Annotated in this window: 18 protein-coding genes and 1 riboswitch; of the genes, 14 read left to right on the forward strand and 4 right to left on the reverse strand. The window is 71.3% G+C overall.

Annotation, left to right across the window (positions count from 1 at the left end; genetic code table 11):
- Positions 1-441: hypothetical protein (locus tag VFZ20_RS24640; protein ID WP_329686616.1), on the forward strand; the 441-nt coding region annotated here is incomplete at its 5' end.
- An 85-nt stretch (positions 442-526) separates the two neighbouring features.
- Here VFZ20_RS24640 and rsgA read toward each other — a convergent pair.
- On the reverse strand, positions 527-1,525 hold the full coding sequence (gene rsgA, locus VFZ20_RS24645) for a ribosome small subunit-dependent GTPase A (RefSeq protein WP_329686617.1): 999 nt from the start codon (positions 1,523-1,525) through the stop codon (positions 527-529).
- A gap of 531 nt (positions 1,526-2,056) precedes the next feature.
- On the opposite strand from rsgA, the gene VFZ20_RS24650 reads away from it, so the two are divergent.
- Genes VFZ20_RS24650 through VFZ20_RS24660 form a run of 3 tightly spaced genes read left to right on the forward strand, consistent with a single transcriptional unit; the run spans position 2,057 to position 4,629 of the window.
- Positions 2,057-2,872 (forward strand): class I SAM-dependent methyltransferase, encoded by an 816-nt coding sequence (locus VFZ20_RS24650; protein WP_329686618.1) that lies wholly within the window; start codon positions 2,057-2,059, stop codon positions 2,870-2,872.
- Positions 2,859-3,722: a hypothetical protein gene (locus tag VFZ20_RS24655; protein ID WP_329686619.1), complete on the forward strand. Its 864-nt coding sequence runs from the start codon at positions 2,859-2,861 to the stop codon at positions 3,720-3,722. Before VFZ20_RS24650 ends, VFZ20_RS24655 begins: the two co-directional genes overlap by 14 nt.
- A gap of 7 nt (positions 3,723-3,729) precedes the next feature.
- Entirely contained in the window at positions 3,730-4,629 is a 900-nt protein-coding gene (locus tag VFZ20_RS24660; RefSeq protein WP_329686620.1) for a class I SAM-dependent methyltransferase, read from the forward strand.
- Between the two features lie 177 nt (positions 4,630-4,806).
- On the opposite strand, the gene VFZ20_RS24665 is transcribed toward VFZ20_RS24660, so the two are convergent.
- A complete protein-coding gene (locus VFZ20_RS24665) occupies positions 4,807-5,739 on the reverse strand; it encodes a DUF4382 domain-containing protein (RefSeq protein ID WP_329686621.1) in 933 nt (310 codons plus the stop codon).
- A gap of 68 nt (positions 5,740-5,807) precedes the next feature.
- Positions 5,808-5,887: riboswitch (cyclic di-GMP riboswitch) on the reverse strand.
- Positions 5,888-6,417: 530 nt separating this feature from the next.
- Between VFZ20_RS24665 and VFZ20_RS24670 the strand changes: the two genes are divergently transcribed.
- From VFZ20_RS24670 to VFZ20_RS24710, 9 genes are all read left to right on the forward strand, one after another.
- The gene (locus VFZ20_RS24670) at positions 6,418-6,972 is read left to right on the forward strand and encodes a hypothetical protein (RefSeq protein WP_329686622.1); all 555 of its coding nucleotides are present in this window, start codon (positions 6,418-6,420) and stop codon (positions 6,970-6,972) included.
- A 147-nt stretch (positions 6,973-7,119) separates the two neighbouring features.
- On the forward strand, positions 7,120-8,808 hold the full coding sequence (locus tag VFZ20_RS24675) for an alkaline phosphatase family protein (protein ID WP_329686623.1): 1,689 nt from the start codon (positions 7,120-7,122) through the stop codon (positions 8,806-8,808).
- A 424-nt stretch (positions 8,809-9,232) separates the two neighbouring features.
- Positions 9,233-10,672, forward strand: coding sequence for an HD-GYP domain-containing protein (locus VFZ20_RS24680; RefSeq protein ID WP_329686624.1), 1,440 nt, complete (start codon positions 9,233-9,235; stop codon positions 10,670-10,672).
- Between the two features lie 504 nt (positions 10,673-11,176).
- Positions 11,177-11,947: an energy transducer TonB gene (locus VFZ20_RS24685; RefSeq protein ID WP_329686625.1), complete on the forward strand. Its 771-nt coding sequence runs from the start codon at positions 11,177-11,179 to the stop codon at positions 11,945-11,947.
- 173 nt (positions 11,948-12,120) lie between these two features.
- Complete coding sequence (locus tag VFZ20_RS24690) at positions 12,121-12,825, forward strand: MotA/TolQ/ExbB proton channel family protein (protein ID WP_329686626.1); 705 nt, start codon at positions 12,121-12,123, stop codon at positions 12,823-12,825.
- Positions 12,826-12,828: 3 nt separating this feature from the next.
- A complete protein-coding gene (locus VFZ20_RS24695; RefSeq protein ID WP_329686627.1) occupies positions 12,829-13,314 on the forward strand; it encodes a biopolymer transporter ExbD in 486 nt (161 codons plus the stop codon).
- Between the two features lie 81 nt (positions 13,315-13,395).
- Positions 13,396-13,848, forward strand: coding sequence for a biopolymer transporter ExbD (locus VFZ20_RS24700; protein ID WP_329686628.1), 453 nt, complete (start codon positions 13,396-13,398; stop codon positions 13,846-13,848).
- A gap of 296 nt (positions 13,849-14,144) precedes the next feature.
- A complete protein-coding gene (locus tag VFZ20_RS24705) occupies positions 14,145-14,570 on the forward strand; it encodes an ExbD/TolR family protein (RefSeq protein ID WP_329686629.1) in 426 nt (141 codons plus the stop codon).
- Between the two features lie 57 nt (positions 14,571-14,627).
- Positions 14,628-15,044, forward strand: coding sequence for a biopolymer transporter ExbD (locus VFZ20_RS24710; protein WP_329686630.1), 417 nt, complete (start codon positions 14,628-14,630; stop codon positions 15,042-15,044).
- A gap of 146 nt (positions 15,045-15,190) precedes the next feature.
- On the opposite strand, the gene ppk1 is transcribed toward VFZ20_RS24710, so the two are convergent.
- Positions 15,191-17,491, reverse strand: coding sequence for a polyphosphate kinase 1 (gene ppk1, locus VFZ20_RS24715; protein WP_329686631.1), 2,301 nt, complete (start codon positions 17,489-17,491; stop codon positions 15,191-15,193).
- A 705-nt stretch (positions 17,492-18,196) separates the two neighbouring features.
- Between ppk1 and VFZ20_RS24720 the strand changes: the two genes are divergently transcribed.
- Positions 18,197-18,613, forward strand: a complete 417-nt coding sequence (locus VFZ20_RS24720) for a hypothetical protein (RefSeq protein ID WP_329686632.1) — start codon at positions 18,197-18,199, stop codon at positions 18,611-18,613.
- A 7-nt stretch (positions 18,614-18,620) separates the two neighbouring features.
- On the opposite strand, the gene VFZ20_RS24725 is transcribed toward VFZ20_RS24720, so the two are convergent.
- Positions 18,621-19,460: a type II CAAX endopeptidase family protein gene (locus tag VFZ20_RS24725; RefSeq protein WP_329686633.1), complete on the reverse strand. Its 840-nt coding sequence runs from the start codon at positions 19,458-19,460 to the stop codon at positions 18,621-18,623.
- Positions 19,461-19,671: the final 211 nt, after the last annotated feature.

The following is a 19,671-nucleotide window of genomic DNA, read 5'->3' on the forward strand; positions in this document are numbered from 1 at the left end:
CAGGGCACCACCGACGCGTACGAGGTCGTGCTGCGCCGCGCGGACGGCACGCCCGAGCGCATCGTGCGCAGGACCGTGCCGCCGGTGCCCGTGAAGGGCGCGTACATGGACAGCCTTCGCCGGATGCAGGCGGACGATCGAAGCGGGCTCCAGGCGCTGGATGCGCTGCCGCTGCCGGACGCGCTTCCGGCGTTCCAGCGGCTGCTGGTGGACGACGGCGGCGCCCTGTGGGTGCAGCGCCCCACCTGGCCCGGCACCGGCGTACGGCCGGAGTGGGACGTGTTCGACACGGAGGGAAAGATGCTGGGCACCCTGCGCCTGCCGCCCCGGTTCCGCGTGACGCAGGTGGGTGCGGACTTCATCCTGGGCGTGGGGCTGGACGACGACGACGTGCAGCAGGTGCGGATGTACCGGCTGGAGAAGCCGGCCGCCGGCCGGTAGGCCCGCCGCCACGGCCGGCGCGGACGCGCATTCGGCCGCCCGGGCATCGCGCCCGGGCGGCCGAACCGCATCCGTGCCCGGAAAGTCAGCGGTGCTTGCCGCCCTGGCGGTAGTGGGCGCGCTGGGCCCGGTGGATGGACCGCACGCGCGCCTTTTCCTGCGCGGCGGCGGCCTCGTCCTGGCGGGTGGCCAGCCATGCCAGCTCGCGCCGCAGCCGCTGCCAGCTCGCCAGCCGCGCGGGGTCCAGCGCGCCGCGCTCCGCGGCCGCGCGGACGGCGCACCCGGGCTCCGCGTCGTGCCCGCAGTCCGCGAACCGGCAGCCGGCCGCGAGCGCCTCCACGTCCGCGAAGGCGGCGTCCAGGCCGGTGTCCGCGCTCCAGAGCTGCAGCTCGCGCATCCCCGGCGTGTCGATCAGCAGGGCACCGCTCGCCAGCGTGAGCAGCTGGCGGTGCGTGGTGGTGTGGCGGCCCTTGCCGTCCTCGCGGACGGCGCCCGTGCGCAGGACCTCGCCACCCATCAGCCGGTTGGCGAGCGTGGACTTGCCCACGCCGGACGAGCCCAGCAGCACGGCCGTGCGCCCCGGCCGCAGCCATCGGCCCAGCGCATCCAGTCCGTCTCCCGTCACGCTGGAGACGGCGGCCACGTCCACGCCCGGCGCCACGGCGCGGACGGCCCGTGCCGCCGCGTCCGCGTCCATCGCCAGGTCCGCCTTGGTGAGGAGGACGACGGGCACGGCGCCACTCTCCCACGCCAGGGCCAGGTAGCGCTCGATGCGCCGCTCGCTCAGGTCCGCCGGCAGCGCCGTGGCAATGAGCGCCACGTCCACGTTGGCGGCCAGCACCTGCGCCTCCGTGGCCTCGCCCGCGGCCTTGCGCAAAAAGGCGCCGCGCCGCGGGAGCACGGCGTGGATCGAGGCGGCGCCGTCCGCGCCGGCGTCCAGCGCCACCCAGTCGCCCGTGGCGGGCAGGTCCTCGCGGGCGCGGACGTGGTGGCGCAGGCGGCCGGCGAGCGTGGCCGGCCGCTCGCCGGCGCCGTCGTCCACCACGTAGCGGCCGCGGTGCTCGGCCACGACGCGCGCGGGCACGCGCCCCTCCGCGCCGAACGGTACGAAGTCACGCGCGAAATCCGCGTCCCACCCGAGGGACGCGAGGTTCGAAATCGATTGAGTCACTTGGAGAGATCTCCTGGTCCGCGGCGCAACGGGATGCGCGCCGCGTGGGCACGGTTGTGCCGGCCGGCGGTGTCCGGACGGCGTGCGCGAGCCACGCCAGGACCGCGGCCGCGAAGCCCTGAAGGAAGGGGATGACCAGGATGTGCCGGACCACGGCGGTCCGGGTGTGGTGCTCCGTTCCCTCAGCGCGCGCGGTGCGCGGCCTGGCGGATCACGGAGATGTCGGCGGTACGCAGAGGCGCCTCGGCCAAGGAGTGCGAAAGTGCGAGAGTGCGAAAGTGGGCTCTCGACTGGAAAGAAGATACGCGGAACGCATGGCGCATCAAGGCCCGGGTGGAAACGAATGGATCCGGCCAGTCCCGCGACGGGTTGCGTGTGATGAAGATCATCGCATACTTCGTATCTCCTTCCCGTGTCGTTCCTTCCCGTCCGCCCAGCATCCCGATGCCGCTGTCCGGTCCCGCGACGCCAGAATCCCCCCCGGAAGTTGACGGGCCGTCCACGCGCGACTTCTACGACGCGCTCGCGCCGTACTACCACCTGGTCTACCCGGACTGGGACGCGAGCATCGCGCGGCAGGCGGCGGCGCTGGACGCCGTGATCCGCGCGGAAGCCGCCGGGGCGCGGACGGTGCTGGACGTCGCGGCCGGCATCGGCACGCAGAGCCTGGGGCTGGCGGCGCTGGGATACGACGTGGCCGCGTCGGATCTTTCGCCCGGCGCCGTCCGCCGGCTGGGCGACGAGGCAACGCGGCGCGGGCTGCGGATCGACGCCCGTCCGGCGGACATGCGCGCGGCGTGGGAGGCGCACGGCCGCCGCTTCCACGTCGTGCTCTGCGCCGACAACGCGCTCCCCCACCTGCTGACGGACGACGACATCCTCCAGGCGCTCCGCGAGCTGCGGCGATGCACGGCGCCGGGCGGCATCTGCCTGGTTTCCATCCGCGACTACGGCGCCATCGACCTCCAGGCGCAGCGGCTGCACCCGCACGGCGTGCGCGAGGCGGACGGCGCGCGCTGGATCGTCTTTCAGCTCTGGGACCCGCATCCGCCCCTGTACGACACGACGATGTACGTGGTGGAGGACCACGGCGGCGAGACGCGGACGCACGCCATGCGCGCCACCTACTACGCCCTCCCCGTCACGTGCCTGCTGGAGCTGATGCGCGAGGCGGGATTCCGCGACGTGCGGCGGTTGGCCGACGACGCGTTCTACCAGCCCCTGGTCATCGGCAGGCGAGGTGCGGATGCGGACGGGTGAGCGCACCGCCGGGCAAATCGAGGCGGACCTGGATCCGGCGCCGGGCGCCCTTCCCGCCGTGGAAGAGGCCGCGCCGCTGGAGCCGATGACCGTTGTTCGCGAGGGATGGCGCGGCGACCGCGTGCCCGAGTTCGCCATGGTGCTCGCCGCCATCGCCATCGTCGCGGGGGTGGTGGCCAGCGCGCTGGGATGGATGGAGACGCCCGCCGAGTCCGGGCGGGCCGTGGCGTGGATCGCCGTGCTGTGCGTTGTGGCCGGCGTGCGCCTGCGCGGGATTCTGCGCTGGCGGCACGAGTACGTGCTGAACGCGGACGGCATCGCGCTCTGGCGCAACGACACGAAGCCGGGGGAGAGCGAGTGGTCGCGCATCGCCTGGGGCGAGATGACGGACCGCGGCGCCACGCTGGAAGGATCGCTGGCGGGGCTGGCCGTGGTGAGCCGCGACCGGCGCTGGATCGTGCTGGAGGAAGATCCCGCCCCGCCCCAGACCGTCGCGTTCATCCGCCGCTTCATGGCGGAGGCCGAGCGGCACCCGCGCGCGGAGATGCTTCCCCCGCCGGCCGTGGACAGCGATCCGCGCGGGTCGCCCCTGGTGAGCGTGCCCGCGCTGTTGCAGTTGGCCGGGCTGACGGCGTTCACCTTCGGCAGCCTGTTCGTGGCGCGGACGTGGGGCATCGCTCCCGAGCCCACCCTGGGCGGCCTGATGCTGCTGTTCCTGTCGGCCGGCGGGCTGCGCCTGTGGGCGGACCTGGAAAGCTCCGACATCGCGTACGCCGATCGCGACGCGCGCGGGTGGTGGCGGCGCATGCGCAACCGCCTGCGCCGCCTGTTCGGCATCCGCCACGTCTGACTCCATCATGTCCGAGATCGTGCCCGACCTCCCGCGCCGCGACGTGCACGAGGCCAACCGCCGCTCGTGGAACGCGGCGACGGAGGCGCACAACCGCCACAAGGGCGACCAGGCCGCCTTTCTTCGCGCGGGCGGCAGCACGCTCTTTCCCGAGGAGCTGGCGCTGCTGGGCGACGTGGACGGCCGCGCGCTCGTGCACCTGCAGTGCAACGCGGGGCAGGACACGCTGAGCCTGGCGCGGCTGGGCGCGCGCGCCACGGGCGTGGACATCAGCGACGAGGCGGTGGCGTTCGCGCGGCGGCTGTCGGCGGAGAGCGGGATCGCCGCACGGTTCGAGCGGGCCGACGTCTACGACTGGCTGCGCGACGCGCGCGGCGGCGGACGGCGCTTCGACGTGGCGTTCTCGTCGTACGGCGTGCTGTCATGGCTGTCGGACCTGCGGGCGTGGGCGCGGGGGATCGCGGACGTGCTGGCGCCGGGCGGACGGCTGGTGCTGGTGGAGTTCCATCCCGTGCTGGGGATGTTCGACGAGGAGCTGGCGCTGCGGCACCCGTACTCCGGCGGCGGCGCGCCCATCCCGGTGGCGGAGGGCATCGGCGACTACGTGGCGGATTCCGCGGGCGGGCTGCTGCCGGAGGGCGGCGCGCCGGCGGGGGAGGCGTTCCGCAATCCGCATCCCACGTACGAGTTCGCCTGGGGGCTGGGCGACGTGGTGCAGGCGGTGGTGGATGCGGGCCTGCGGATCGGCGAGCTGCGCGAGTGGCCGTACAGCAACGGGTACAGGCCGTTCCACGAGATGGTGATGGAGCCGGGCCGGCGCTGGCGCCTTCCGGACGGCGTCCCGGCCCTGCCGCTCATGTTCGGCCTCGTGGCCCACAAGGCGGAGGATACCGGGGCGGCGGATTGATACTGCATTCTCACACGGGGCCTTCGGCCAACGGGGTGAACGGTAACGGATCGAAAGAAAACCGTTGACTCCGTTGGCCGCAGGCCCCGTGTGCAATCCTTCCGTAAAGCGATCCCGCACGAGAAACGGCCGGCCTCCGCGAGGGAGGCCGTTCCGCATCGTCCAAAGCGCCGGGGCTTACGCCTTGGGCTTGCAGGTGGCGGCGGTGACCGTGTAGTCCACCGTGGCCGTGGCGCCGGAGCCCACCGTGGCCGTGGCCGGGGCCGGCGTGGCCGTCACCATCAGCGAGTCGCCGTTGGCAAAGCTCAGCGCCGGGGCGTACGCCATGGTGTACGTGCCGCCGGGAACGGTGATGCGGTAGCGGCCGTCCGTGCCCACCGCGCTGCTGTACGTGGTGGCGCCGGCCGTGGCCTGCGGCACGAACGCCGTGAGCGCCACCGGCGCGCCGCCGCAGGTGGGCAGCGCGAGGCCCTGCGCCACCGCCACCGTGCCCGCGATGCCGCCCGAGAAGCCCACCGACGTGGCCTGCAGCACGGGGTGCATGATCCAGCGGCCACTGTTGCCGGCCTGGTGGCCAAAGCTCTGGCTCACGTCGAAGTCCACCGTGACGATGGTGCTTTCGCCCTGCAGGTTGAGCGACGAGTCCGCGGGGAACTTGACCTTGAAGCCGCTGCTGCACGCCGAGGGCATCTGCAGCGTGCCGTCCGCCGTGACGCCGGCGGGGAGCGCGGCGTCGCGCGAAGCGTAGACGTCGCCCTCGCGCGTGACCACGTACGCCTCGCAGACCACGAAGCGCATCTCCGAGTAGCGCCCCCCGGGCACCGTCACCCCGTTCACCAGCTCCGCCGTGCGGCCGCCCGACAGTGTGAGCAGGTCCACCCAGCCCGTGCGCGTGGTGAGCAGGTCCGCGTTGCCGCCGTTGATGCTGTCCGCCCCGCCCTTGAGGTAGATGCGGTCCACCTTGACCCACGCCTCCTTGAGGTCGCCGGGGGCGTCCGTCAGGCGGACGGACACCCGCGACCCGCCCGCGCTGCCCGTGCCGCCGTCGCAGGCGGCCAGCGCCAGCGCGGTGAACAGGGACAGGGCCAGCTTTCCGTGCATGTGCTTCATCGTTCGTACTCCGTGGTGCATTGCGTTGCCGGTACGCTCCGGCGGCTGGGCCCCGGACCACCGACACCGTTGGCAACCGGACGATCTCCGCGGGGGGAGACTCCTGGCTTTGCGGCCCCGCCTCACGGCGGGTGTGCCTTTGTCGAGTGGGGCGATCCGGGGCGGCAGCGGCCGCGCCCGTTTGCGGCATTGACGAAGGATCGCGCACCGCGTCACACGGAGGAAACAGATCGATGGTTCTGCTACGCTTGTTTGCGCCAGCCGCGCCCAAACGGCTGCGATTTGAAGCCGTTCTCCCTTTCCCCACGCCGTTTGTGGGGGAAGGGTCGGGGATGGGGGGCGCCCCGCGTCCAGGCGATCCGTCCGCCGCGGATGAAGGCTCCCGATCACCCGTCCGCATCGGCTATCCATCGTTCCCCCAATCACCTGCGTCTGATGTGGCAGATTTGGCGTGGTTGCTGGATTCTGCTCCGGCGACCACTCCTCCCCGATCCGCCACCACCCGAAAAAAAACCGGCACACTACGCGATGCGCCACACTCGGTTATATTCGAGCGCACGCGCTGAAATCCACTGGAAACACGCGAGCACGATACTGGCATAGGCTTCCCGGCATGCGGTCCCCTACGCGCCACGGCACGTACGGGTCCCCCCGATCGATGACCCCCGGAGAGACCAGATGGACCAGAAGCGATTCGAGGTGGAGATCACGTTCCGCCAGACCCTCCGCTTTGCCGTGGACGCGGGCAACCGCAAGCTCGCCGAGCGCGAGGCCATGCAGCGCTGGAAATCCGGCGACGACGCGGCCGTCGTGGGAAGCGAGTGCTGCGAGCTCGTGGCCGTGCACACGCAGCCCGTGCCGTGCGACGACAAGTGCCTGCGCGACGCCCACGAGGCGTACCGGTACCTTCGCGATCGCGAGCTGGTGATCGAGATGCTGGACGAGGACCAGTTCAACCCCACCGTGCACGACGCCGTCTCCGCCGAGGACGTGGCCATCCATCTCAACTGGCGCCGCCGCGGAGAAGGTGTGGAAGGCCAGATCGACATCCCCCGCGCCGCCCGCGCGCTCGACCGTTTGTGCGGTGAGCGGCGGGTGATTTGTTTTACGCGCACGCGCATGCGGCTGGGGGAAAAGGGCGAGATTCGCCTGTACTGCACACCCCAGCACCTGGCCATGCTCTCGTCGATGATCATGGACGAGGAGCTGGAGCCGGTCGGAACCGCGGCCTGACCGCCCGACGGTTTCCCTTTTCGCAGGACCGAGCAGACGAACGACGGCGCGGGCGCCGCGGGATCCTTTCCCGCGGGCCCGCGTCTCGCATTGGGGAGATGCCGATCCCCATCCACCCCACGCCCGTCCGGACCCGTACGCCCCACGATGAAGCGCCGCATCCTCCTCGTTCTGCTCGTGCTGGTCCTGCTGGCGGCCGGCCTGCTGGGCTACATGCAGTTTCGCGGCAACGCGCCCGACGAGGTGGCCGAGCTCGTCTCCCAGGGCGGCGAAAAGGTGCTGGCGGACCCCATGAAGCCCGCCCGCGGCGCACCGCGCGTGATCGTCTTTGCCCTGGACGGCGTGGGCGACGGCGAGCTGCGGCGGGCCCTGGCCGGCGGCGTCATGCCGCGCACGGCCGCGCTGCTGGGCCGCGAGACGGCGCCGCGCACGTACGAGCACGGCTGGAGCGCCACGGGGGTGCTCAGCATCCTGCCCTCCACCACGTACGCCGCGTGGGCCAGCACCTTTACCGGCCAGCCGCCGGCGCGCACGGGCGTGCCGGGCAACGAGTGGTTCGCCCGCGAGGAGATGCGCTTCTACGCGCCGGCCCCCGTGAGCGTCACCCAGCACGAGCACGCGCTGCAGGTCTACACGGACCAGCTGATGAGCCGCGTGCTGCGCGCCCCCACCGTGTACGAGCGGGCCGGCGTGCGGTCGTACGTCTCGCTCCAGGCGTTCCACCGCGGCGCCGACCTGCTCACCGTCCCCGCCCCGGAGAGCTACGGGCGGATGATCACGGAGATGGCGGGCGGCCTCACGAGCGACGACGAGTCCGTGAGCCAGGAGGCGTACGAGGAGCTGGACCGCACGGCCGCCGAGAGCCTGGTGGAGAGCATCGGCAGGCACGGCGTGGCGGACCTGCAGACCGTGTACTTTCCCGGCGTGGACCTGTACACGCACGTGGCCGCGCACCCGCTGGACGACCAGGTGTCGTACCTGGGCCGGGTGGTGGACCCCGCCATCGGCCGCATCCTGGAGGCGTACCGGCGGGCGGGCGCGCTGGACGGCACGTGGATCGTGTTCGTGGCGGACCACGGCCACACGCCCGTGCTGAGCGACGATCACCACACGCTGGGCGCGGAGGGCGACGACGAGCCGCCGCAGGTGCTGCGGAATCTCGGCTTCCGCATGCGGCCGCTGGAGCTCGACGTGGATTCGGCGGACGCGGACTACCAGGCCGCCGTGGCCTACCAGGGCGCCTTTGCCTACGTGTACCTGGCGGACCGCGGCACTTGTCCGCGCCCCGGCACCCGCTGCGACTGGAAGCGCGGGCCGCGGATGGAGCAGGACGTGCTCCCCGTGGCACGCGCGTTCTGGGAGGCCAGCCGCACGGGCGCGGGCGTGCCGGCCCTGCGCGGGACGATCGACTTGGTGTTCGCGCGGCCGCCGCGGCCCGTGGGGCAGGATGCCCTGCCCTTCCAGGTGTTCGACGGCCGGCGGCTGGTGCCCGTGGACGAGTACCTGGCGGCCCACCCGCGCCCGGAGCTGCGGGACCTGGCGCGGCGGCTGGACGGCCTGGGCGCGGGCCCGTACGGCCACCACGCGGGCGACGTGCTGCTGCTGGCGCGCACGGGGCTGCACCTGCCCGTGGAGGAGCGCTTCTACTTCAGCAGCGGGTACCACAGCTGGCACGGCAGCCCCACGCCGCAGGACAGCGAGATCCCGCTGCTGGTGGCGCATCCCGGCGTGGCGGGCGGCGCCATCCGGGCCCGCGTGCGGCGCGCCGTCGGCGAGCGGCCGACGCAGCTGAGCATCACGCCGCTGATCCTGGACCTGCTCCGCGCCGAGCCCTGACGACGCGCGGCGGATGAGGATCCGCGTGGTGTCGGGGGGCGGTGCGGATGGCGGGCTCCCAGCCGGGCCCGGCGACTGAAGTCGCGGCTCCGGAAGCGTGATGTCGGCCTTCGCCGACGGGTCCGGGCCGGGCGAATGCCGTGGCGTGCGCGCAGCCCGAGCGAGCGGCTTCGGCGTCGGCGCGCCAAGTCGACTGTCCCCCTCTCCGCGAGGAACGAGCGGGGAGGGGGCGGGTTGCTGCCGGCGTGAGCCATGCTCCCCGCGATGAAGTTCTCCCTTCCCCCATGCAGTTTATGGGGGAAGGGTCGGGGATGGGGGGCGCTCCGCGCACGCGTGATCCGTCCGATACCGACGGAACGCGGCGCGCGCCGGGGGCTCGGAGCGCAGCGGAGGGGCACGCCCAGGTCCAGCAGTTCACAATGCCATGATCCTTCACGAAGACGATTCGTCCGCCCCGCCCGCGAATCCACACCCATCCGCCGAGTCAGCCCCGGAAGACGGCGACATCCGGCTGTCGGAGGTGATCGCGGCGCTGTCGTACGCCCTGGACCTGACCGAGGGCGCGCCGGAGGGACACTCCGTGCGCACCTGCCTGATCGGGATGCGGATCGCGCGCGAGATCGGCCTGGACGCGGACGCGCGCTCGTCGCTGTTCTACGCCCTGCTGCTCAAGGACGCCGGCTGCTCGGCCAACGCCGCCGCCACCTGCGAGCTCTTTGGCGCGGACGACCACACCGTCAAGCAGACGTGGAAGGCCACGGACTGGGCCAGCGGCTGGCGGTCGTTCGTGCACGTGGTGCGCAACGTTCGCCCCGGCGCCTCGCTGCTCGCCAAGGCCCGCCAGGTCGCGGGCTTTGCCGGCGCGGGTCCCGTGGGGACGGAGCTGGTGCGCACCCGCTGCGAGCGCGGCGCCGACATCGCCCGCATGCTGGAGATGACGGACGACACGGCGGCCGCCATCCGTGCCCTGGACGAGCACTGGGACGGCCGCGGCATTCCCCTGGGGCTGGCGGGGGAGCAGATCCCCCTCCTGGCGCGCATCGCCGGCCTGGCGCAGACGGTGGAGACGTACCACTCCGTCTTCGGCTTCCAGGCGGCGCTGGGCGTGGCCCGTGACCGCGCGGGCAAGTGGTTCGATCCCGACCTCGTGCGCGCCCTGCACTCGCTGCGGGCCGACGGCGCCTTCTGGGCCGGGCTCAGCGACGGCGACGCGCGCGCGCGCGCCGCCGCCCTGGAGCCCGCGGACCGCGTGCTGACGGCGGACGAGGAGCGGCTGGACCGCATTGCCCACGCGTTCGCGCGGGTGATCGACGCCAAGTCGCCGTTCACGTTTCGCCACTCGGAGGGCGTGGCCCTGTACGCGGACGCCGTGGCGCGCGTGCTGGGCTTTGGCCCCGAGGCGCTGCGGGACCTGCGCCGGGCCGCCCTGCTGCACGACGTGGGCAAGCTGGGCGTGTCCAACCGCATCCTGGACAAGCCGGGAAAACTGACTGAACAGGAGTTTTCGGCCGTGCGCCGGCACCCCGAGCACACGTACCACATCCTGGCGCGGGTGGCCCGCTTTCGCCCCCTGGCCGAGACGGCGGCCTCGCACCACGAGCGGATGGACGGGCGCGGCTACCACCGCGGGCTGCCCGCCGGGGAGCTGCCCGTGGCCGCCCGCGTGCTGGCCGTGGCGGACGTGTGCGACGCCCTGTCGGCCGAGCGGCCGTATCGCGGTGCCCTGCCCCGCGAGCAGGTGCTGGGGATCATGCGCGCCGACGCCGGGCCGGGGCTGTGCCCGGACTGCTTCCATGCCCTGGAGACGGCGCTGGAGCGCGCGCCGGAGCTGGGCCTGGACAGGGAAAAAGAGGCCGTCGTGTAAAAGAAAAACTTCAGGACGCAATAGGTGCGTCCGTCTTGCCGCGGCTTTTGCGCGGCGGCAGGCGTGTGCACGGTGCAGTATGATTCCTGCGTGTACGCACCGGCGGCAGAGGTGTGTAGCAGTGCTAAGTGCGCCCATGGACACAGGTTGCGCGGGAACCGCGCGTGCGGGCGGGGGTACCCGTACCCGTTGGACGCGCCGGTGGGCGTGGCGAGCGCCCCCGTGGCGATTCGTTACGCACGCATCCCCGCCGCCGCCTTGACAGCGGCTGCAGTGTCCTGCACCTTACCCGGCAGAACCCTGCCACAGGGCTCGCGCCGGTCCGGTCAGCGTGCTCAAGCGAACTGCCTCCGTCATGCGCCTCTCCGGGCGTATGGCGGAGTTTCGATCTAACGTTCGCTCGCACGGTCAGAAATGGAGGGGGACGATCGTTCCCCTTCCGGAGCGGGAAGTACCCCACCGCGCCCAGCGGGGCGCAATTCGTTGATCCACGGGGAGGAGGGCATGTTCAACAAGCTGGTGGCATCGGAAGGCCGCAAGAAGACCGGCTTCTGGTCGCCCACAAACATGGTCATCTCGGGCGTCCTGCACATCGTGCTGGTCGGCGGGCTGGTCGTGGCGGCGTCCAACGAGGCGCGCAACGCCAAGGACCGCGAGGAACTCGTCGATTTCGTCGACATCGAGGAGGAGAAGCCCAAGGAGCCGGAGCCGGAGAAGCCCAAGGAGCCGGAGCCGCCTCCGCCGCCGCCCGAGCCGGAGACTCCGCCCCCGGTCGCGAAGGGCTTCCAGACCATCGTGCCCCCGGAGGAGCCGCCGCCGGCCATCGCGCCGCCGCCGACCAACGAGCAGGCGGTGAACCCCGAGGACTTCACGGGCCAGGGCACCGAGGGCGGCGTGGCCAAGGGCGTGGAGTCGGGCGTGGCCCAGAGCACGGTGGAGCGCGTGACGCCGCCGGACGAGGGCACCTACGAGCTCTCCGCCGTGGAAGAGCAGCCGCGGCCCACCAACATCCAGGACCTGCGGCGCCAGCTGGAGCGCAACTACCCGCCCCTGCTGCGCGACGCCCGCGTGACCGGCACCGTGCAGGTGCGCATGCGCGTCATGGAGGACGGCACGGTGGACGCCGGCAGCATCCAGGTGACGAGCTCGTCGCACGAGCAGTTCAACGACCCCACCATCCGGTCGGTGCAGCGCCTGCGCTTCCGTCCGGCCAAGGTGAACGGTCGCCCCGTGAAGGTGTGGGTGGAGCTTCCCATCCAGTGGACGGTGAGCTGATCGACGCAGGACCGGCAGCAGGCGCCGCGCGAATCGGGCCGCGCGGCGCGCCCGCCCCCCGGGGCCGGGCAGGGTGGTGCAGGTAACGAGAACGGCGCGGACCGCGTGCCGCGCAACGCACAGGGCAGTCAACACCAAACGGACGGCGCAGGCGCGCTGAGGAGAACGCAAGCATGAATTTGCAGAAGATCTGGGCCGACACCGGGATGATCAACCGGGGAATCGTAATCTTCCTCGTGCTGATGAGCATCGCGTCGCTGTCGGTGGCCATCTGGAAGTGGCTCATCTTCCGCCGCATGGCCAAGGCGACCAAGCAGTTCGCCCCGGCCTTCTCCAGCGCGCTGGAGAACGACAACATCCCCGAGGCCCTGGCGCTGGCCGACCAGTACCCCAAGAGCCACGTGGCCCGCGTGCTGGGTGAGTCGCTTCGCGAGGTTGCCCCGCTGCTGAACGACCCCCGCGCCGCCGGCGCCGCCATCGTGAGCTGCGAGCGCTCCGTGGAGCGTGAGCAGATCCTGCTGGCCAACGAGCTCAAGAGCGGCCTGGGCATCCTGGCCACCATCGGCTCCACGGCGCCGTTCGTGGGCCTGCTGGGCACCACGCTGGGCATCGTGAACTCGTTCATGGGCATGGCCGAGCAGGGCGGCGGCCTCGAGGCCGTGTCGGGCGGTATCGCCGAGGCCCTGATCGCCACGGCCATCGGCCTGGTGGCGGCCATCCCCGCGGTGTGGCTGTACAACTACTTCACGGCCAAGCTGGACACGCTGTTCTCGGAGCTGGCCTACGCCGGCCGCGAGATGATCGACTGGATGATGACCCGTCAGGCCCGCCGCGAGCTGGGCCACACCGGCGCGGGCGCCACGTACGGCGGAGACTGAGCCATGGCAGGAGGACACGGCGGGGGCGCGAGCTTCGGCGGCTCGGTGCTCCCCAAGGTGGCCGGCATCGACTCGGGCGTGACCTCGGACATCAACGTCACCCCCATGATCGACGTGATGCTGGTGCTGCTCATCATCTTCATGGTGGTGACCCCGGCGCTGGCGTACGAGGCCAAGCTGCCCAAGGCCAAGATGTCGGCGCCCGAGAAGGACGAGCGCGTCACGCTGGGCGTGGACAAGAACGGCCAGTACTGGATCGAGGACGTGCCCAACCCGGGCCCCATCCCCCTCGCCCAGCTGCAGGGCCGCCTGCAGGAGACGTACACGCAGCGGGGTGACCCGAACGACCACACGCTGTACCTCAAGGCGGACAACGGCGTGCGGTACGAGACGGTGCTCCTGGCCATCGACGCGGCCCGCCAAGCAGGCGTGCGCCGCATCGGCACCATCACCGAGCTGCCCGCGGGCGCTCGCGTGGTCCGCGAGTAAAGCCGTCCCCGCCTGTCCCGGCGGCCCTGCCCGGGCCGCCGCCCGACGGGCTCCGACAACCCAGCAAGGAGGTTTGATCCCATGGCAATGGGAGTTGGCGGAAGCAAGGGCGGCTCGATGAGCGAGATCAACATGACGCCCATGATCGACGTGCTGCTGGTGCTGCTCATCATCTTCATGGTGGTGCAGCAGGGCCTGCAGCGGGGTCTGAGCGTTCAGGTGCCGCCGCCCAAGGAGAAGGAAGAGATCGCCCAGAAGCCGCCCGACGATTCGCAGATCGTGCTGGAGGTGGAGCCGGGCCCCGCGTACTTCGTGAACCGGCAGCCCGTCGCGGCCGCCGACCTGGAGAACTTTCTCCGGCAGACGTTCTCGACGCGCGCCCGCAAGGTGATCTTCGTGAAGGGCGCGGAGAACCTGACGTACGGCGAGGTCATTCGCGCCGTGGACGCCAGCCGCGCGGCCGACATCACGCTGGTGGGCCTGGTGCCGCTCCCCGAGAAGGGGCCGGCCACGGTTACCCCGGCGGCGCAGTAAGCACTGCCCTTTCGCTCCACGCAAAGAGCCGGCGGTCCCTTTCAGGGGCCGCCGGCTCTTTCGTTTGTGCTGGGCTCCGGGGCAACGGCTTTCTCACGCAGAGCCGCAGAGGGCGCAGAGGAACTGCAACTGCTTATTCACGCAGAGGGAGCAGGGGCAGCAGAGGGGCTCCTCGCGCCGCGAAGTACTCTGCGGCTCTGCGGCTCTGCGTGAGAATGCAGTCGGGTTGTCGCGTGTCAGAAACGCGGCGGGATGCGTCGTTCTTCCTGTACACACCGACAGCACAGGAGGACCACATGCCCGTTCGCACCCGGCCGCCGGACGTGGGGCTCAGCACCGAGATCAACGTCACGCCCATGATCGACGTGATGCTCGTGCTGCTCATCATCTTCATGGTGACGTCGGCCACCATCCCCTTCACCGCCACGCTCCCCCGGGCACGCGAGGCCGCCCCCGCCCCCGAGGACCGCGTCACGCTGGGCATCGACGACGCAGGACGCTACTGGATCGCCGACGTGCCCCAACCCGGCCCCATCCACCCCGACGCCCTCGCCGCGCGCCTCCAGGCCGCCTACACGGCCCGCGGCGTCCCTGGCGACAACACCCTCTACCTCAAGGCCCACGACGGTGCCTCCTACGCCACCGTCCTGCGCGCCATGGACTCCGCGCGGCAAGTCGGCGTGCGGCACGTGGCCATGATCACGGACGCGGCGCGGGACTGAACGGCAGTGCGAGAGTGCGAGAGTGCGAGCGTAACTGAACCCGAGCGAGGAGGACGCATGGCGATGGGAATCGGCGGACGGAAGGGCGGCGGCATCAGCGAGATCAACATGACGCCCATGATCGACGTGCTGCTGGTGCTGCTCATCATCTTCATGGTCGTGCAGCAGGGGCTGCAGCGCGGGCTTGGCGTGATGGTGCCGCCGCCCAGGGACGTGGAGACGGTGATTCCCCCGGCGGAGAACCTGGTGCTGGAGGTGGAGCCCGGCGGCCGTTACCTGCTCAACCGCCAGCCCATCCCCGCCGGCCGCCTGGAGGAGTCGCTCGCCCGCGTCTTCGCGGAACGGCAGCGCAAGGTGCTCTTCGTAAAGGGCGCGGAATCCATCGCCTACGGCGACGTCGTTAGCGCGGTGGACGCCAGCCGCGCGGCGGGCGTGCAGGTCGTGGGCCTCGTGCCGCTGCAGGCGGCGCGGTAGAACGGCAAGGGCCCCGTCGGCGGCGTGACGAGGCCCTCTCTCCCGCTTCATGGAGCGGTGCGCTCGACCCGTCACCGCGTCCCCTCCTCCGTACCTCCGTACCTCCGTACCTCCGTACCTCCGTACCTCCGTACCTCCGTACCGCGTCAGACCGTCAGCTCCCAGGGGCGCGCGGCGGCGCGCGCGCGGGCCACGGCGTCGCGCATCAGCAGCTCCTGGTAGTTCACCTCGTCCGCCCCGGGGGCCGGGCGGCGCTGCACGTACTGGCCATCCGCGTTCAGCTCCCACGCCAGGCGATTGTCGCGCAGGGCGTAGTCCAGCACGTCCACCAGCCGCGCGCGCAGGGCGGGGTCCAGCACGGGCACCATGGTCTCCACGCGCTCGCTGAGATTGCGCCCCCGCCAGTCGGCACTGCCCATGTAGATCTCCGGGTCGCCGCCGTTGTGGAACAGGTAGATGCGGTCGTGCTCCAAAAAACGCCCCAGGATGCTGATCACCCGGATGTTGTCGCTGTACCCGGGCAGCCCCGGCCGCAGCCGCGAGTGCCCGCGCACGATGAGATCCACCTGCACGCCTTCCTGCGACGCGCGGTACAGCTCCTGGATGATCTCCGCGTCGTCCAGCGCGTTCATCTTGGCGACGATGCGCCCCGTGCGTCCCTCGCGCTGGGCCTGCACCTCGCGGCGGATGCGCTCCTCCATCACCCGGCGCATGTCGCGCGGCGCCACGATCAGCCGGTCGTAGTGCTGGTCGGGCGCGTACCCCGTGAGGAAGTGAAAGAAGTTCACCAGGTCGGCGCCGATCTCGGGGTTGGACGTCAGCAGCCCCAGGTCGGTGTACAGGCGCGTGGTCCGCGCGTGGTAGTTGCCCGTACCGATGTGGCAGTAGGTGCGCGGGCGGCCGTCCTCCATCCGCACGATGAGGGTGACCTTGCTGTGCGTCTTGAGGCCCACCAGGCCGTAGGTCACGTGCACGCCGGCGTCTTCCATCTGCTCCGCCCCGGCGATGTTGTTGGCCTCGTCGAAGCGGGCGCTGAGCTCCACCAGCACGGCCACCTGCTTGCCCCGCTCGGCCGCGCGCAGCAGCGCCTGCACCACGGGCGACTGCCCGCCCGTGCGGTACAGCGTCATCTTGATGGCGAGCACGCTGGGGTCCGCCGCCGCCTCGTCCAGCAGCCGCTGCACGCTGCCCGTGAACGACTCGTACGGGTGCTGCACCAGCACGTCGCCCCGGCGCAGGATGGAGAAGATGTTGCGCTCGTCCTCCGTCTCGCCCTCGTGGCTCAGGGCCTCGGGCACCACGGGCTCCCACGGCTCGTACTTGAACGCGGGCAGGTCCAGCTCGGCGATGGCCATGCACTCGGCGTGGTCCACCAGGTTGGCGGCCTCGTACACGTCGGCCGTCTCCAACTCCAGCTCGCGGACGAGCAGGTCGCGCACCTCGGGCGGCATCCCGCGCTCCACCTCCAGGCGCACGACGGGGGCAAAGCGCCGCTCGCGCAGCTCCTCGCTGATCATCTCCAGCAGGTCGTCCGTCTCGTCGTCGTCGCGGTCCACGTCGGCGTTGCGCGTGACGCGAAAGGCGCTGGCGCTCACGATCTCCATCCCCGGGAACAGCTCCGCCACGTTGGCCTGGATCACCTGCTCCAGGGGCACCACGTGGTGCGGATGGGGCGAGCGGGGAACGGGGATCCACCGCCCCTGCGCCGTGGGCACCTTGAGCCGCGCGAAGTGCAGCGTGTTGCGGGCGGAGTGCCGCATGAGCACGGCCAGCGACAGGCTCAGGTTGCTGATGAAGGGGAACGGGTGCCCGGGATCCACGGCCAGCGGCGTGAGGACGGGGTAGACGTTGGCGCGGAAGTACCGGTTGAGCTCCTTTTGCTGGTCGCCGTCGAGCTCCGTCCAGTCCGCCACGACCACGTCGGCCTGGTCGCGGAGCAGCGGGCAGAGCTCGTGCTCCCACGCGTGGGTGATGGCGGCGTACATCTCGGCGGCCGCGTCGGCGATGAGGGCCAGCTGCTCGCCGGGGCCGCGGCCGTCCAGCGAGGGCGTCTGCACGCCGGCGGCCACCTGCCGCTTGAGGCCGCCCACGCGCTTCTGGAAGAACTCGTCCAGGTTGCTGGCGCTGATGGCCAGGAAGCGCACACGCTCCAGGAGGGGCACCCGCGGATCGCGGGCCTGCGCCAGCACGCGCCAGTTGAAGTCCAGCAACCCCAGCTCGCGGTTGAAGTACAGCGATGGGTGGTCCAGCGGCGCCCCCGGCGGCACGTCCTGCGGCCGCACGGCGCGGGGCAGCGGCGGCGTGGCCACCTCGGCCACGAGCGGTTCAGCCGGCGCGGGCGCCTGGAGGGGCGAGTCGGACGCGGCGGACGGTGGATCGGCGGGGTGCAGCGGAAGGGGCCGGGGCGCGGTGCCGTGGGCGGAAAACGGAGATTCTTCTGCGCGCATGGGAAAGCGTCTTTCTGTAACGGCGCGGGCGGGGAACGGGGCCCGCCTGGCCGGCCTGTGTCACGGCTGCTTGTGCAAAGTATGCACGGATACAGGGGTTGGCGGCAATGCGGCAGCTGTAACGATCGCATCGCGGGAAACCCAAATCCAATAAACCATTCTCACGCAGGGGGAGCAGGGGCAGCAGAGGACTTCCCCGCGCGATGAAGGACTCTGCTGCCCCTGCTCCCTCTGCGTGAGACACTTTGTAGAAGTTCGTGGCGTCTGGAAGCTGGCTCTGAAAGCTCACATCTGGACAATCCGTTGATATTGGACAGAAATATGTTTCCTTTTCTGATTTATTTCGTGTATAAAGTGTTTGGGATTGCACGAGATTCTTGCGTTCCCACGGGCAGGTTCCGAGATTCCGCCAGCCGCGGTCCGCACCCATCGCGCCACAGGTGGCCACAGGTGGACGCTGTCGGCGTTGCGAGGGAGGAAGCCACCCGTTCCGTTCGCGCCGCCGGCGGAACAGAGAGCGGGAGCGGTGTCCGGCCGTCGGGGAAGGGAAGCAGGTGAAGTGGTGAACGTTGTCCAAGTGCACACCGTGCGCCGGGTTACAGGCATTCGCACGACCCTTGCTTCGGATTTTCTTCGGTATTATGATAGTGTCGTGATCCGGCGCCGGAGCACCCTTTGGCACACATTTGGGAAGGAATCTCGGAGATGAAGGAGAACAACGCGGCCGATCCCCGCAACGCCACCATCAAGCACCTGCGGGAGACCGCGGCGGCGCGCGTGGAGAACACCTCCCTGCGCAGTGTGGCCCGGGAGATCGGCATGAGCCCCACGGGGCTCAAGAAGTTCCTGCTGGGCACGGCGCCGTACTCGCCCACGCTGCGCCGCCTGCGCAACTGGTACGTGCAGTACGCGTCGCTGCAGGCCGGCGAGGTGGCGTCGCAGGACGCGGCGGCCGCGCTGGCGGTGCTGGTGCACGACCTGTCGCCGGACCCGCGGCGCGACACGGCCGCGTGCCTCATCGACTGCGTGGCGCGCGGGTACGAGCAGAGCGGCAAGCCGCGCCCCGCGTGGGTGAGCGAGCTGCAGGCGCGCTACGCGTCCGAGGGCGGCGAGGCCTCGTAGCCTCGCTTCAGGACTGCTCCACGGGGCGGCCCCGGGCCGCCCCGCGGGCGCCCGTGCCCGCCGCGGCCGCGTCCTGCATGCGCCGCACGCCCCACGCGCACCACACCAGGCTCACCAGCGCCGCCCCCGCGGCCGGTCCCGCCCACGCCCAGCCCTTTGCCGTGGGGTCAAAGTCCGGGAAGGCCGCGCTAAAGGCCAGCGCGCCGGCGTTCCACGCCACGTGCAGGGCCACGCCCGCCCAGATGGAGCGCGTGGCGTACACCGCGTGCCCCAGCACCAGCCCGCCCGCCAGCCGCACCGGCAGGTAGTCGGGCTGAAAGTGCGCGATGGCAAAGAGCAGGGCCGTGGCTGGGATGGCCACCCGCGCTCCCAGCAGCCGCTCCACGGGCCGCTGGATCCATCCCCGAAAACCGAACTCCTCCAGCACGGGCGCCACGGCCACGGCCAGCAGCACGAACGCCAGCTCGCCGCCGGGCCTGGCCAGCCACGTCTCCAGCTGCTCGGGATACGCCTCCTCGTGCCCCAGCCCCAGGGCCAGCAGCACGGTCCACAGGGCCAGGGGCAGCACGGCCATGGCGGGCGCCGTCACGGCGATCCACGGCCACGCGCGCCCCGGCGAGCGAATGCGCGAGCGGGCCCGTCCGCGCTTGTTCCACCGCGCGGGCAGGGCGTAGATGCGCACGAAGAACCCCATCACGATCACCATCCACGCGATGGAAAGCGGCGGGGAGACGAGGAGCGCCGCGTCCAGCCCCAGCTGCCAGATCATCCAGGTGAGCAGCCCGCCGGCCGCGGCGGCCAGGCTGGCCCCGATGCGATAGGAGAGCGATCTGCGCCGGTCGGCCACTGCAGGGAATAGGGAACAGGGAAAAGGGAATAGCCAGATACGGCGCGGCGGCTGATCCGCTCGTATCCGGATCAATGCTAACGGCTTGGGCCCATGCGCGACAGCGCGGGGCGCTGGAGCCGACGGGCGCGGGAGTGTAGATTCAAGTGCAGGATGGCCTGGCCCCGATGCAGTTGCAGGCTATTCCCTATTCCCTATTCCCTATTCCCTG

The organism is Longimicrobium sp., assembly GCF_036280135.1.
In the GTDB taxonomy this organism is placed as follows: domain Bacteria; phylum Gemmatimonadota; class Gemmatimonadetes; order Longimicrobiales; family Longimicrobiaceae; genus Longimicrobium.

Excerpts from the sequence above, each read along its gene's own strand:
- VFZ20_RS24705 (WP_329686629.1), top strand. The coding sequence starts at position 14,145 with ATGCCCGTTCGCACCCGGCCGCCGGACGTGGGGCTCAGCACCGAGATC.
- VFZ20_RS24660 (WP_329686620.1), top strand. The coding sequence starts at position 3,730 with ATGTCCGAGATCGTGCCCGACCTCCCGCGCCGCGACGTGCACGAGGCC.
- VFZ20_RS24710 (WP_329686630.1), top strand. The coding sequence starts at position 14,628 with ATGGCGATGGGAATCGGCGGACGGAAGGGCGGCGGCATCAGCGAGATC.
- VFZ20_RS24675 (WP_329686623.1), top strand. The coding sequence starts at position 7,120 with ATGAAGCGCCGCATCCTCCTCGTTCTGCTCGTGCTGGTCCTGCTGGCG.
- VFZ20_RS24680 (WP_329686624.1), top strand. The coding sequence starts at position 9,233 with ATGATCCTTCACGAAGACGATTCGTCCGCCCCGCCCGCGAATCCACAC.
- VFZ20_RS24695 (WP_329686627.1), top strand. The coding sequence starts at position 12,829 with ATGGCAGGAGGACACGGCGGGGGCGCGAGCTTCGGCGGCTCGGTGCTC.
- VFZ20_RS24650 (WP_329686618.1), top strand. The coding sequence starts at position 2,057 with ATGCCGCTGTCCGGTCCCGCGACGCCAGAATCCCCCCCGGAAGTTGAC.
- VFZ20_RS24720 (WP_329686632.1), top strand. The coding sequence starts at position 18,197 with ATGAAGGAGAACAACGCGGCCGATCCCCGCAACGCCACCATCAAGCAC.
- VFZ20_RS24685 (WP_329686625.1), top strand. The coding sequence starts at position 11,177 with ATGTTCAACAAGCTGGTGGCATCGGAAGGCCGCAAGAAGACCGGCTTC.
- VFZ20_RS24655 (WP_329686619.1), top strand. The coding sequence starts at position 2,859 with ATGCGGACGGGTGAGCGCACCGCCGGGCAAATCGAGGCGGACCTGGAT.
- VFZ20_RS24690 (WP_329686626.1), top strand. The coding sequence starts at position 12,121 with ATGAATTTGCAGAAGATCTGGGCCGACACCGGGATGATCAACCGGGGA.
- ppk1 (WP_329686631.1), bottom strand. The coding sequence starts at position 17,491 with ATGCGCGCAGAAGAATCTCCGTTTTCCGCCCACGGCACCGCGCCCCGG.
- VFZ20_RS24700 (WP_329686628.1), top strand. The coding sequence starts at position 13,396 with ATGGCAATGGGAGTTGGCGGAAGCAAGGGCGGCTCGATGAGCGAGATC.
- VFZ20_RS24670 (WP_329686622.1), top strand. The coding sequence starts at position 6,418 with ATGGACCAGAAGCGATTCGAGGTGGAGATCACGTTCCGCCAGACCCTC.
- VFZ20_RS24665 (WP_329686621.1), bottom strand. The coding sequence starts at position 5,739 with ATGAAGCACATGCACGGAAAGCTGGCCCTGTCCCTGTTCACCGCGCTG.